The 14,365-nt window shown below is 40.9% G+C and carries 13 protein-coding genes and 1 tRNA gene; 11 read left to right on the forward strand and 3 right to left on the reverse strand.

The features are described from left to right. Positions 1-121: 121 nt before the first annotated feature. Both IQ226_RS08380 and IQ226_RS08385 read right to left on the reverse strand, forming a co-directional pair. Complete coding sequence (locus tag IQ226_RS08380) at positions 122-997, reverse strand: Uma2 family endonuclease (protein ID WP_193894456.1); 876 nt, start codon at positions 995-997, stop codon at positions 122-124. A 92-nt stretch (positions 998-1,089) separates the two neighbouring features. Then, positions 1,090-2,181, reverse strand: coding sequence for a glycosyltransferase (locus IQ226_RS08385; RefSeq protein WP_193894458.1), 1,092 nt, complete (start codon positions 2,179-2,181; stop codon positions 1,090-1,092). Positions 2,182-2,625: 444 nt separating this feature from the next. On the opposite strand from IQ226_RS08385, the gene IQ226_RS08390 reads away from it, so the two are divergent. The 11 genes from IQ226_RS08390 to IQ226_RS08440 all read left to right on the forward strand — a co-directional run bounded on the left by IQ226_RS08390 (position 2,626) and on the right by IQ226_RS08440 (position 13,605). Beyond that, complete coding sequence (locus tag IQ226_RS08390; protein WP_193894460.1) at positions 2,626-3,354, forward strand: HAD family phosphatase; 729 nt, start codon at positions 2,626-2,628, stop codon at positions 3,352-3,354. A gap of 45 nt (positions 3,355-3,399) precedes the next feature. Beyond that, a tRNA-Ala gene (locus IQ226_RS08395) sits at positions 3,400-3,472 on the forward strand. Between the two features lie 53 nt (positions 3,473-3,525). Next, positions 3,526-4,413 (forward strand): alpha/beta fold hydrolase, encoded by an 888-nt coding sequence (locus IQ226_RS08400; protein WP_193894462.1) that lies wholly within the window; start codon positions 3,526-3,528, stop codon positions 4,411-4,413. 167 nt (positions 4,414-4,580) lie between these two features. Then, on the forward strand, positions 4,581-5,561 hold the full coding sequence (locus IQ226_RS08405; RefSeq protein ID WP_193894464.1) for a DUF362 domain-containing protein: 981 nt from the start codon (positions 4,581-4,583) through the stop codon (positions 5,559-5,561). Between the two features lie 81 nt (positions 5,562-5,642). Further along, complete coding sequence (locus IQ226_RS08410; RefSeq protein WP_228039320.1) at positions 5,643-6,674, forward strand: serine protease; 1,032 nt, start codon at positions 5,643-5,645, stop codon at positions 6,672-6,674. Between the two features lie 22 nt (positions 6,675-6,696). After that, positions 6,697-7,422, forward strand: coding sequence for a hypothetical protein (locus IQ226_RS08415; protein WP_193894466.1), 726 nt, complete (start codon positions 6,697-6,699; stop codon positions 7,420-7,422). A 365-nt stretch (positions 7,423-7,787) separates the two neighbouring features. Then, positions 7,788-8,840, forward strand: a complete 1,053-nt coding sequence (locus tag IQ226_RS08420; protein ID WP_193894468.1) for a permease — start codon at positions 7,788-7,790, stop codon at positions 8,838-8,840. A 312-nt stretch (positions 8,841-9,152) separates the two neighbouring features. Further along, positions 9,153-9,917 carry a TIGR03943 family protein gene (locus IQ226_RS08425; RefSeq protein WP_193894470.1) on the forward strand — a complete coding sequence of 255 codons (765 nt, stop codon included), beginning with the start codon at positions 9,153-9,155 and terminating at the stop codon, positions 9,915-9,917. 159 nt (positions 9,918-10,076) lie between these two features. After that, positions 10,077-11,573 carry an Ig-like domain-containing protein gene (locus IQ226_RS08430; RefSeq protein ID WP_193894472.1) on the forward strand — a complete coding sequence of 499 codons (1,497 nt, stop codon included), beginning with the start codon at positions 10,077-10,079 and terminating at the stop codon, positions 11,571-11,573. A gap of 107 nt (positions 11,574-11,680) precedes the next feature. Further along, positions 11,681-13,111 (forward strand): hypothetical protein, encoded by a 1,431-nt coding sequence (locus tag IQ226_RS08435; protein WP_193894474.1) that lies wholly within the window; start codon positions 11,681-11,683, stop codon positions 13,109-13,111. Positions 13,112-13,314: 203 nt separating this feature from the next. Continuing rightward, a complete protein-coding gene (locus IQ226_RS08440) occupies positions 13,315-13,605 on the forward strand; it encodes a hypothetical protein (RefSeq protein ID WP_193894476.1) in 291 nt (96 codons plus the stop codon). On the opposite strand, the gene IQ226_RS08445 is transcribed toward IQ226_RS08440, so the two are convergent. Next, positions 13,593-14,195 carry a hypothetical protein gene (locus IQ226_RS08445; protein ID WP_193894478.1) on the reverse strand — a complete coding sequence of 201 codons (603 nt, stop codon included), beginning with the start codon at positions 14,193-14,195 and terminating at the stop codon, positions 13,593-13,595. The genes IQ226_RS08440 and IQ226_RS08445 overlap by 13 nt on opposite strands. Between the last annotated feature and the right edge of the window lie 170 nt (positions 14,196-14,365).

Consider the following 14,365-nt stretch of genomic DNA (forward strand, 5'->3'; position numbering starts at 1 on the left):
TATATATCGTTCGGATACAATACAATTGAGGGCGGGGAAACCCTACAGGTTTTACAATTTAATCACAAAATGTAGAGACGTTCCATAAAACATCTCTACAAAAATTTTAGAAACCGCACATTTAATCAATTGGATCAATACCCAGTGCGCGTAATTGTTCTGCCAATCTTTTAGCCCGTTGGCGTTCCTGTTCAGCCCGTTGACTTTCTTGTTCAGCGCGTTGACTTTCTTGTTCAGCCCGTTGGCGTTCCTGTTCAGCCCGTTGGCTTTCTTGTTCAGCGCGTTGACTTTCTTGTTCAGCCCGTTGGCGTTCCTGTTCAGCCCGTTGGCTTTCTTGTTCTACCTTCTCGACTGCCCAAGGTAACAGATTACCTGCTTGATCCCACCATCTTAGCCAGTAACCTATGCGCCCCTCTTTTTCTCCTTCCCACAATCCTAAAAATAATCCCATGTCTGTAATCCAGTAGCGATTATTCTCGTCTATTGGCTGTAATTTATACTGTCCTGACTCGATTTGATGAACTTCTAATTCAGCCGTCAGGGGGTCAAAAATTACATAGGTAGGGACTTGGAGAATTTGTTCATAAAAAAACCATTTTCCGGGGGGGAAGGCGCGTCTAGCTGAGTATTCTTTCCCGTCTGTATCTGAGCAAAATTCCATGACAATGCGGGGAATTTCTCCTTCCAGATGAGGTGTATAACTGCGTCTATCTGTTGTCCCAGACAAGGGTAAAACTGTCTGCACGAAAAACCAATCTGGGGCTTTAATAACTAGTTTGCCATCCATTGTAGCACAAATACCCAAATTAGCGGCTATCAGCATGGTGGGTTGAATGTATCCACTTAGTTCTAGACTTTCTCGTAATGCCCCAGCAATTAATGGTTGTGCAGTATTTTCCACAGGTTCTTCTTCTAGGATAAAATCTTCGGGTAATGTTTCCCAAGAGATTACTATTGTTGATAGTTGTGGAGCAGTCGAGATTGGAGTAGCCACCATAACTCTAACTCCCTGTTGTGAGGATTTTTTGTAATTTATTATCGTCCTATTGTAGCTGAATATTTCGATTCTTAATTTAACTGAAACTAGTATTAATCAGGTTGAGTAGATGGAGAAAAACCTTCCTGAAAACCTACTTCTTCATATACAGCTAATGTTTCTTGGTGTACACGGGCAACATTTAACCATTCTAGATTGTCCTGCGATCGCTGTTTCCATTCCTGAAGTGTATTTGCATCACTCAATAATTTTACCAATGCCTGAGCCAATTGATGACTATCCTGGACTGGCACTAAGATCCCCGCGTTGCCATTATCTAACGCCTCTGGAATCCCGTCCACCTTTGTAGCCACAATCGCTAACCCTGCTTCCCTCGCTTCCGAAAGCACCAAGGGACAAGGATCACGGTGGGAAGCCAAGACAAAAATATCACAGGCTAGTAAATAACGTTGGGGTTCAGGCTGAAACCCTTCAAAGTGAATCCGATGACTCACAGCCGTTGCTTGGGCTTGCGACTCAAATATTTGTTTATCTGGACCATTTCCCACCAGATATAAATGTACTGCGGGAAAATCCTGGGCAATTTCTTCAAAAGCCGCGATTAACTCAGTGATGCCCTTTCGTTTATACATTCCTGCTACGGTAGCGATCGCCGGACTTTGTAAACTTAAAGGTTGATAATCGGATATTTTCCGAGTCCGCGGACTACCCAATGTCCCATTACAAATTACCCGTAATTTTTGTTCGGGGATTCCCCGTTGTACCATCGAATTTTTGACCGCCTTACTAACAGCAATAACTCGGTCTGCCAAACCCATCAATAGGCTACTAGGTTGAAATTCATTATGGACAGTAGCCACTAAAATATATCTATTTTCCCATCTCAAAGCCCGCGCTAACACCACACCAGTCATCATGTGAGCATGAACTATATCTGGTTGAAATTCCTGCACAATTTTCCGATAAGCGATCGCCGCTTTCATCATTGTTATTGGCTGGCGATTTTGGTTAATTTCGTAATGTTTAACACCAAATTGATTTAATAATTTTTCGTATCCCCCTCCCGCTGAAATTACCGCTACATCATCGCCAAATTGGGATTGTAAACAAGCTAAATCCACAGCTACATTAACAATACCATTACCGATTTCCTGGACATGATTTAATATATGTATGATTCGCATAAAGTTAAAAATGTGTATCAAAACTTAAATACATTTCAGCAAAGAAAGATTAATCATCTAAGTAGGTGAATGGCAAGAAACTAAATATGTAAGGAAAAATTCAGGAATCAAACCGGAGTCCTATATCTATGTCTGTCTTTTTGATAAGTCATGCTTACTATATACAAATTCATTATAATCTAACTGTACATTAAGAAACATATATCGAAGATAATTTGGGGCGGTTAACTTACAGCAAAATTTAGAAGTCACCAAGTCAGGAGTCACCGAGTAAAACTGGCTTCGTTTATAGGTCTCAATAGAGACAATTCTTTTATGCTACAGAGATACTACATAAATTATCACATTGTCAACCGATATCTTCAAAAATGGGTTAATCTTAAATGTATTCCGCTAATTTACCTTGATAAATAATCATCTGGAGGATTGTTTCCAGCTTGCACTATGAGTTTAAAGGCAGTTTTATTTGATTTTAATGGTGTCATTATTAAAGATGGATCAATCCATATCCAATTGATAGATGAGATTCTTGTCCAGGAAAATCTTCAACTTCAACGGGTGCAGGAACGTCAAGCTTTTTTAGGGATAGGCTCTCGCGCGTATCTGCAAAATCTATTGAAAAGTCGTGGTAGGGTGGTGACGGAAGCTTATATGATGCAGTTACTCACCCGCAAAGCTCAAGCTTATGTGCTGGAATTGGAGAAGCTGGAAAAATTGCCTTTGTATTCGGGAATTGAAGATGTGATTTTTCAGATTCGTTCCCGTCATCTGAAAATGGCGTTGGTTAGTGATGCTTTATCCCTAGAGATAGGAATGGTATTGACATCTACTCAATTAGCTGAATACTTTTCTGTGATTGTGTCGGGGGATGATATCAGCAGCAATAAACCTAACCCGGAAGGTTATTTGCTGGCCGTGGACAGGCTAAATCAAGCATATCCAGAATTATATCTCCAACCTGATGAGTGTTTGGTGATTGAACATACTCCAATGGGTATACAGGCAGCTAAACGCGCTCAAATGCAAGTGGTGGGAGTGGCAAATACTTACCCTTTCCATATGCTGCAACGTCAAGCGAATTGGACGATTGATTATCTGATTGATTTGGATTTACAACGGGTACAGGAAGTTTTTTCGGAAAAAGATGTGAAATCTATTGTTCCTGAGTGCTAAGATATGATATGTATGTCAAAGTCGGCAGTTTCTTGGCACTTTCAAGGGGAATTAGCTCAGTTGGTAGAGTGCTGCGATCGCACCGCAGAGGCCAGGGGTTCGAGTCTCCTATTCTCCATTCACGAATTAGTGTCGTTTTTCCCCGGTTAATATCTTTTTTTTGCTTGAAAAATGACAATTACAACCGAGCATTTACAACCATTAGAAAAACAGGTTTGGATTTGGAGAAATTACCAAATTCAATATACTGTGATGGGTACAGGACAGCCTTTGGTACTAATTCACGGCTTTGGTGCTTCCATTGGTCATTGGCGTAAAAATATTCCAGTTTTGGCTGCTGCTGGTTATCAGGTGTTTGCTTTAGATTTGTTGGGATTTGGTGGTTCTGATAAAGCGATCATAGATTACAGCATGGATGTGTGGGCGGAATTATTAAAGGATTTTTGTCATACACATATTCAAACTCCAGCAATATTTATTGGTAATTCTATTGGCGCTCTTTTAAGTTTAATTGTTTTAACAGAATATCCAGAAATTGCGGCGGGAGGGGTTTTAATTAACTCTGCTGGTGGTTTGAGTCACCGTCCCCATGAATTGAATCCTGTGTTGCGATTTGTCATGGCAACTTTTAACAAATTGGTGGCTAACCCAGTTACAGGTAAATTTGTTTTTAATCGCATTCGTCAAAAATCGCAAATTCGCCGAACTTTGTATCAAGTATATAGCGATCGCACTGCCGTGACCGATGAACTTGTAGATTTACTTTATAACCCATCTTGTGACCCAGGAGCGCGACAAGTTTTTGCTTCTATTCTTACTGCACCTCCTGGACCTAGTCCAGAGGAATTATTACCTAAGTTAGAATTTCCGTTATTAGTAATTTGGGGTGCAGAAGATCCTTGGACACCAATCACGGGAGCGAATATCTATACAGCAGCGCGAGAAAATGGTCAACATATTAAAGTTGTTCCGATTCCCGGTGCTGGCCATTGTCCCCATGATGAAGTTCCAGATATTATTAATAGTGAAATTATTGATTGGTTAAGACAGGTATACTAAACACGGGTGGGATATAAACTTTTGCGAAATAACAAATAACCAGGATCTGTAGGGGTTTAGCTCATTTTCTAGATTTCATCTTTGTCGAGGTCTCAAGAAGTTTTCTACTATAGTTCAATTTTTGATACAGTATTAATGCTGAATGTAATATAACCCAATTATTTTCCATGCAAACACAACAACTATCTGTGAGTCTGATTCGGGCTAAATCCTACGAACAGGAAGCTTTAAAAGAATCCTTGGAAACACTCCTAGAACCTTTAGGAGGTATGGCTGCTTTTGTGAAACCAGGAAACCGCGTTTTACTCAAACCCAACCTACTCACTGGTTCTCGGCCGACAAAAGAATGTACCACCCGTCCCGAATTAGTCCGTGCCGTTGCTGAAATGGTAATTGCCGTTGGTGGCAACCCATTTTTAGGAGATAGTCCTGCTTTTGGTAGTGCTAAAGGTGTGGCTATAGCCAATGGGTTATTACCAATTTTGGAAGAACTGAAGTTACCACTGGTGGAATTTCATGGTAAACGTTATCAAACGGTAAACGATAATTTTAATCACTTGCTTTTATCTCAAGAGGCAATGGAAGCAGATGTGATTATTAATCTTCCTAAAGTGAAATCTCATATGCAATTAACTCTAACTTTAGGAGTAAAAAATCTCTTTGGCTGTGTGCCTGGGAAAATGAAAGCTTGGTGGCACATGGAAGCTGGCAAAGATGCTGACAAATTTGGAGAAATGTTAGTAGAAACTGCCAGAGCAATTAATCCAACTTTAACAATTTTAGATGGAATTATTGGTCATGAAGGTAATGGACCAAGTGGCGGAGAACCTCGGAATTTAGAAATTTTAGCAGCATCAAGTCATGTATTTGCTTTAGATAGAGCAATCTTAGAAGTTCTTCAAGTTGCACCGGCACAAGTTCCCACGGTTGCAGCTTCACAACGATTGGGAATATGTCCAGAATTAAGTGATATTCACTTTCCAAATTTATCCCCCGATTTATTACAAATTACAGATTGGCAATTACCGGACAAGTTAATGCCCATAGATTTTGCCATGCCCCGTGTGATTAACTCTACCTTTAGGCATCTTTACATCCGCTTTATTAAAGAACCTATGAGCGCTTATATAAAAACCCCTATAAGATAGACAGTAAATTCCTTGCCTAAATACATTGATTCTACTAACTAAGTATGATACCATGTCAATGCAGGTTATTTATATGTGAGTATGAATCTACTTAACCCAATACTGAAGAATAATTCTTCTATTTTTTCAGTTGCGGTGACAATGTTTGTATTTATTGCCACATCAATGCCCGCAAATGCGGGAAAAATTGAGGACACTGCCGAACAAACTACAGTACAAATTAATAATAATATTATCCCGCCCGGAGGTTCAGGTGTAATTATTGATAAGCAAGGAAAAATTTACACGGTTTTAACAGCTAATCATGTTGTCTGTGATGCGATACAGGGACGCAAAACAGTTATTTGTTCCACAGATATTACCTACACAATTCGTACTCACAATGGCAAAGATTATCCCATTAAAGACCGTCAAATATTACAGAAAAATGAGAATGACCCAGATTTAGCCATAGTTACTTTTGAATCCCCGGAAAATTATCCCGTCGCGGCTTTAGGGAATTCCGAAGATGTAAAAATTGGGGCAGAGATTACAGTAACCGGATTTCCCAGTATTTTTCGTAATAAAGGCAGGAATAGAACATATACTGTCACACCAGGTAAGGTAGTCACTTTCAATCCTGGAGCGGATAACGGTTACAGATTGGTATACAATGCCACTACCTTTATTGGTAATAGTGGGGGACCTGTATTTGATATTTATGGTAGAGTTATCGGTATTCACGGACTGGCAGATGCAGATGGCGGAGATGACAATGATTCTGGTCAGTCAGAAACAAGAGTCAGACGAAAACCAATCACACCCGTGAAAAAGCCAGGAATTGGACAACAGGAAACAAGAGAAGGAGTAAAACCAGCAGTCACACCTGGGAAAAAGCCAGGAATTGGACAACAGGAAACCGGAACATCCACGCAGCAAAAAACAGGATTTAATGCGGCAATTCCTATTAACATCTTTTACTCTCTAACCGGGCGGAAACCGCCTACAGGGGGTGTAAATCCACCTATACTGCCGCCTAAACCAGTATCACCAACTAATAGTGTTCCCGTAAGACCTCCTAAATATATAGCACCAACCCAGCCAGTAAATGTTTGCCCCGGTTATAGCTGTTAAAAAAATTGATGAGGGAATTATCATGTGGAAAAAGTATTTAAGTAGTTTTTCGACTGCATTAGTAATCACAGGATTCTTAAATGGATGGCAAGGAAGAGCGATCGCTCAAACTACTATTGAGGAAGATAAACTTAATACAGATAAGGGCATTTATTGGGCTGGCAGTGGGTTTCCATTTAGCCAAGTAGCCAATATCAAAGATACACTTGTTGATGCCACACTAGGGAAAGTTGTCATAGATCGGCACGGTGAAGGGACAAGTGACTTTAGCAGCTTTATTACTGGGACTGGTCCATTTTCTAGTCCTTTTCCCGGTAGATTTGTAGTTGTTTCTTTCTGGGGTAGTAAAATAGAGGGGTGTTTTGTGAAAATGGTTATCCAATCATCACCTAACAACGGTCAAGCGGAATTTGAAGAATTAGTTCCTAAAACTATACAACTAGGACTTAATAATCAGATTCTGGAACTATCTCGCAGCGAAAGCACCAAAGTCAGACGATTCAAGGGTGATTATACGTATACTGGGACTCAAAACTCTAAACGTTCCAGCACTTGGTATATGACAGATACAAGCTTTGCTATTGATAGCACGGCTGCTAATTTGTTGAAAAATGCACCCCAAAAAGAAATACGTATGCGTTTAACCTTTGCTAATGGTGATACTAAAATTATCCCTATTGGTAAGGGTACAGTTGAAAAGTGGTCAGAAGCCTACGGGTTTAATTCGGCTTGTCTTCCCCCCAACTAAACATCAGGGTCAAGCGCAATGCTATACTCTTTGGCAAAATTATGAGATTTCATGAAAATTAAAAAATTAAATATGTTTGATCCATGCATCCTTGTAGAGACGTTCCATGGAATGTCTCTGTATTTTTTTGCAGATATGTATAATGATTTATCTAGCCGTTCTCAGTTGTAAATTTATCAGTGCTAGAGAAAAGAGAAGCAATTTTTTCACAAGTTATTGGGGACTGCTATAATTTCCTAACTATAATGAGGTTTAATTTTAAGAGTTTAATTAATGATCCCCATAAGGTTACTCTAGGATGAGCGATCGCATAGAATGACAAAACAAAACCCTAAAACTCAGAACTGCTGTTGAATACAACGCCCATGAATCAACTGAACAACGGTTTTACAATATTTCTCAGTCTACTAGTGGAGGCGATGCCATTTTTACTGCTGGGTGTGTTCTTATCCAGTCTATTACTACTATTTGTTGATGAAAGTAAATTGGTGGAGAAAATGCCCAGAAATCCCCTATTGGGGGCTTTATTTGGCAGTATGATCGGCTTTTTATTTCCAGTTTGTGAGTGCGGTAATGTGCCTGTGGCACGACGGTTATTGATGCAGGGAGTACCCACACCAGTAGCAATTGGCTTTTTATTAGCAGCACCAACCATTAACCCCATTGTAATTTGGTCAACTTGGAGCGCATTCCGTGATCAACCGGAAATAGTAGTGTTCAGAGTGGTATTTTCCCTGGCTATTGCGACTATTATCGGTTTTATCTTCAGTTTTCAACCAGATTTAGTTCCTTTTCTCCAGCCAGCGATCGCCCGTTATCTCAAATTTAACCCCCCAGCACCACCAAAAACAAACCGTAGGGGACAAAAATCTCAATTACAACCCCAAACTAATACACCGAGTTTATTGCAATCGGGAACATATATCCTCGGCGGCAGAACAGGAGCATCACAACGCATAGACAATAATTACAGTGAAGTTGCGGCAATTTCTAACCTCAGTAAACCCTTATCAGAGAAACTCCGCTCCCTCTTAGATAATATTGTCCAAGAACTCCGGGAATTAGGCGGAGTCATGGTATTAGGAAGTGCGATCGCTGCCGCTACCCAAGTTTTAGCCCCCCGTGATTTGATTCTTAGTCTTGGGGCTGGCCCAATTAGCTCGATTTTAGCCATGTTAGTATTAGCAGCAGTTGTATCAATATGCTCTACAGTTGATGCCTTCTTTGCCCTATCTTTTGCTTCCACTTTTACTAGCGGGTCATTGTTAGCATTTTTAGTATTTGGACCGATGATTGATATTAAAGGTATTGGTTTGATGCTATCAATTTTTAAGCCCAAAGCTCTGATCTATCTATTTTTCTTAGCTGGACAATTGACGCTCTTATTCACCTTATTTCTGAATCTACACGTGATCTAATTGAGATTCAGTCCCATTTCTATCAGAATTTTCCCCTTGATCTCGGAAATGTGGGGTGTGAGGTATAGGGTTTAAACTTGGGGAAAGTGAGAATATAGTAACTGAAGATTAAGAAAAAGGTAAGTAGGTGAACACAATAAAACCAAACTGTGTAAAGAAATGTAAAATCGACCAAACCCTCTTCACTCTTGCCTCTTGCATGAGTGCCTTTTGCCTTGCCATAACGACAATTTTCAACACCAACCTACTTAGTCAATAATTTCTGTTCATCTACTCCCTGCCCCCTGCCTCTATCATCTGTGATACCCGAAAATGCTCAATTCCCAAACTAAAGCCCCAAATAAACTTACCCCTTGGCTAGATGTATTAGCCATTACAGCTTGGGGTATTCTCATGTTGAAATATTGGCTAACAGGCAAACTCTACTTATTAATTCACCCGGACTTCTTTTGGTTAGTAGTTCTCGCTGGAATAGCTTTATTAATCATTGGTTTCTCTAAAGGATTGCAACTGTGGAAAAACCGTCACCGTCCCCCAATATCTAATCCTGGGCATATTAACTTATTTCCCCCTGGTTGGGGCAGTTTTTTACTACTAACAACGGCAATTTTAGGGTTAATGATTACACCCCGTGTCTTTGCTAGTCAAACAGCCCTAGATCGGGGTGTCACTGAACTAACTGGTGCTAGCCGCGCTCAACCCCAAGCATTTCGGGCTACAGTGCGCCCAGAAGAGCGATCGCTTGTAGACTGGGTACGCACACTGAACGTCTATCCTGAACCGGACGCATACACAGGGCAAAAGGCAAAAGTCCAGGGATTTGTGATTCATCAACCTAACGTCAGTGAAGAATATATATTTTTAGCCAGATTTGTGCTCAGTTGTTGTGCCGCAGATGCTTATCCCATAGGATTACCAGTGCAAATATCTGGAACACGGCAACAGTATCCGCCTGATACATGGTTAGAAATAGAAGGACAAATGACCACACAAACAGTCGCCGAAAAACGTCAATTAACAATCAAAGCCAACACTATTAAAAAAATTCCTCAACCTAAAAATCCTTACAGTTATTAAGTAGGTAGGCGTTAAAATTTATCCTTATGGCAAGGCAAGAGGCAAGAGGGAAGAGACTTTCAGGGATTTTACTTTTTGTAACATACCTCGGTTTTTTCAAGCCAACTTACTTAGTCAGGATCAATCTAAAATCTAAAATCCCAAATCCCAAATCGTTAGATGAGTAAATCCTATAAACTTATACAACCATTAGACAGAATTGCGATCGCAGTCATGCTCCTACTGAGTATGCTCATCGGATTGATCATCTGGAAAGGCGATGTCGTCAAACCTAGCGTCCGCAACTTCACCTGGGAAAACCAACAAATCGGCGCAGAGGATCTCTCCTTCTCCCTCACCTTTAGTCGGCCAATGGACTTCAAAAGCATTGAAGAGAACTTAAAAATAGATCCACCCCTAGCCGGTAAAACCAGTTGGGCTGGTAGAAGAATGGTCTACACCCTCCTTACCCCAGCCCCCTACGGCACAACCTACCAAGTCAAATTAGAAAAAGGTAGAGACAAGTATTCCCAAGCCGAAGGACAAAACCGCGTCATGCAGCCCTTCACAGGCAGTTTCACCACCCGCAATCGCGCCATCCTTTACATTGGCTCTGCGCCAGAAATCCAAGGGCAGTTGGTACTTTATAACTTAACCCAAGAACAAAAAAAAGTCCTTACCCCCAAAGACTTAATTGTTATGGATTTTGAGCCATTCCCCAAAGGTGAAAAAATCCTCTTCTCTGCCCGTTCCGCCAAAAATCCCGACCTCCTGTCCGCCCAACTTTACACAGTCACCACAGGCATACCTAATCAAATTGGTCAAGAAACCGCAGCCCCAGGTAAAGTTGACCTAATTTTAGATAACAAAGAATATCAAAACCTCAAATTTGACCTCTCCGCAGATGGACAAATCATTGTTGTTCAACGAGGTAAGCGCGATAATCCCGGTGACTTTGCCCTTTGGTACTTATCCACCCAAAATGACAATTCCGGCGAAAAACCCACCCCAAAACGATTACAAGGACAACCAGGTGGAGATTTTCTGATTACACCCGACAGCAAAGCCGTAGCCGTTTCCCAAGGGCAGGGAACAGCAATTGTTTCCTTAGAAGGTAGCAGTAAACCCCTGGATTTTCTGCCTCAATTTGGCTTGGTACAAGCCTTCTCCAAAGACGGTTCACAGGCAGCAATGGTCAAATTCAACACCGACTATACCAGAGATTTGTTTTTAGTCACCAACCAAGGCGTACAAAAACAACTATTAAAAACAACAGGCTCAATTCTTAGCTGTCAGTTTGACCCAGCCTCCCCTAGCCTTTACTGCTTAGTGACACAACTGGTTTCTAAAGAACAATACATAGAACAGCCTTACTTAGTATCCATTGACCTGAAAACAGGAGTCCAAAAACCACTCTTACTTTTACCCCCTGCTCAACGCAATGTCCAAACCAATTTAGCCCCCGACGGTTTAGGCTTCTTATTTGACCAAGTAATCCCCATTGCCAATAACACTACCCAACTACCCGCCAACACCTTAAAAACAGATGACGGTGAACCTATTTCCAGTAGTAGTCTTTGGTTAATGCCTTTGCTACCCATCGCTGATAATACCAACATAGATATTAAACCAGAACAACTACCTCTAGCGGGCTTTCATCCCCATTGGTTACCTTAAGTAATTGACAATTGCCAACTGATAATTAACAATTGTCAAATATCAACTGTCAATTTTTCTTTATGTAAATAACGGATAACGGCTACGTATTTGTGAATCATCACAATATGACCGTGACAAATTTATCTCTGATAAAGCTAACGCCACGCTATCGGCCAACTACAGATTGTCAATGTGAAACCGTAGTTATGGAAAAATTGGAAGACAGCAACCAACAAGACTGGATTGCAGAACCTAATATTGATCAACAAGCACAGGTCAACTTAGAATTTCAGCAATTACTGAAGTTAAATACAGAATTAACTACAGCTAATAATCATCTATATGCCCAGGTCGAGCAGTTAAAAACCGAATTAGCTGAAGCAGAAAAGATTTTGCAGTGGCACAAAACTCGGTCTAGTGTTACCGAATCTATGTTTATCCAACAAAGTCAAGAACTTTCCGCTGGTCAAGAACAAATTCATTCCCTGTATCAACAGTTAGAAACCTCTGTCCAAACAGTTCAACAACAAGAAATTTGTATTGAAAATTATAAAGCTAATCTGCAAATTAGCCAACAGCGGTTAGCGCATTTGGAAAGGGAATGTTCGCTTCTACAAGCTAACTACAGCCAAGAGTCCCAACAGCTATTACACTCGGAAAATACCTGTCGTGAATTGCGGGCTAGACTCATGCGTCAACAACGACAGACTATGCAGTTTAAATCGGCTTTGGAAAAATGTTTAGATACTTCCATTCCTAGCCATGAGAATCTGGAGGATCATATTCATCATCCCCAGGATGTTATCCACAAGCAAACCCGATTCTCCAGAAAAGCCCGGTCTTTGTTTCCCAACGCTCAACCTATTCGACCTTGGACAGGGGAGACAGATTCTGTAAATAAGTCTGTCAATAGTTCTTGGGTTAAGTCTACAGTTACGACTTCGGAAAACTATACCCATCATCCAGAACCAGTCATCTCTGAACCTACACAAGTTAATGAAGCAACTATGCCCTCAACAACTGGAGATGATTCTGAACTATTATCTCTAGACCAACAACTGGAAGGGATAATTCATCGCTTTTTTATTACACCATTATCTGAAGAAACAGACCAGGGAACAGGGACAGATGCAAATATTCATCAAGGTGACACATCTATTTTAGAGGCTTTAGTATCTACTCCAGAAAATCATCCACAACCAGAAATAATCATTCAACAGGATTTGCAGATGGAAATTGATCCTTATGCTAATACTGAAAATTCGGGAAAGGAAGATTTTCCCATATCACTAATACAGGAATTTCCAGTGATTTCTAATTCCCGCAGTCATCAGATCCATACTGAGGAAATGGAAGATTATTGGTTAGATGTTTCCCCAGCAACAGCATCTTTACCCACTAATGATATTTTGCCGGATTTATTGGATGATCATACATCTAATCATCAATCTGACAATAAGTCGCCTTCACCATTGATTTATCCCCGACGACCACCCAAGGGACGCAAATCTTTAGCATCTGTAGAATTGCCGAATTTCCAACCTAAGCATAAGTAGATCTTCAAAACGTAAGCATTCAGCTATCAGTGGTCAGCAGTCAGCTAAAATCGGATTTGAGGGGTTTTGAAGTAGGGAAACTGACATCACCTGAGTTCAGAGTTAGGAGTTCGGAGACGCTACGCGAACGGAGTTATGATTTTTTCAGGGAGATCATAAGGGCTTGAGACTCCTACGTGGGGAAGTTTTCCAAAAATTATTTTATGTCGAACTCAGGTAATCTAGCAGGCAGAAACGGGAAAACTCTCTTGTACGGGGAAAGTGGGGTAGAAACAACCAAGAGAGCGATCGCCTTTCTTTCATCAAAGCCATTTCACCAAAGCGCGATCGCCCTACTTGTCCCAGAGAGTGATCGCTTTTTTGATTTCTGGACGGCGATCGCACTTCCCACATCCCCAAGAGCGATCATTTCTAATCTTGACTCAAGGGTATTTTACCGGAAAGTGCGATCGCTACTTCCTGAGCCAACACCCCCAACGCTTCAACCATTCTGAGCCATCCAAATCAGAAAGCCCAAAATCTGATCAACTGGTGGTAGTGAATAATCATTCAAGTCAATGGTTACAGTTTGTCCTTCTAGTTGAAGAAACCGCCAAACCGTACCACTTGTCACCGTTCCGTAAATTGTGGAAATCGGCTGCTGCTTCTGTTGATTAAAGCGTTGTGCTGCTACCATTTCGGCTAAACATTGTCCCAGTCCTGGTTTCAGGTCTTCTTTCTTCGCTTCCACCAAAACCACAGCCGGGGCTTTAATATACAATTGCTCTGGAGAGCGACTAATCAGAAAATCAACATAACCCGTCAAATCAACCTCTGGCTGTACGTTGAACTCTTCGCCGGAAAAGACGCTAATTTGTCCATGAAGCTGACGTTTGACTTCTAGTAAAACGGGATTGATAATGCCTTCAGAACGCGCTTTTTCACTACCTACTGCAACTGCCCAAGGTAGGGTTTCTTTCAAGGTATCTTGAAGCAAAGAACTCGGATTAAATGGGGAAATCTCTGGTAGAAAGCGATCGCCTTCAACAATTGTCAGTTGAAAATCATCTACAGCTTTACTCAAAGTAAATTTACTATAAGGCATAAAAATTTTCTCCATCTGTCGCTCAAGACTGTGAAAAAGATAGTTGACATTTCTCTAACTCCCAATCGCATCACTATAGACTATTAGCGCCGTAAACGGGAAATATTTCCCTGACGAATTGCCGTTAAGAAAGGTTGTATTTTATTTACCAGGATAGCAATAAGCTGTTG

This window comes from Dolichospermum sp. LEGE 00240, from assembly GCF_015207875.1.
GTDB lineage: Bacteria > Cyanobacteriota > Cyanobacteriia > Cyanobacteriales > Nostocaceae > Dolichospermum > Dolichospermum gracile.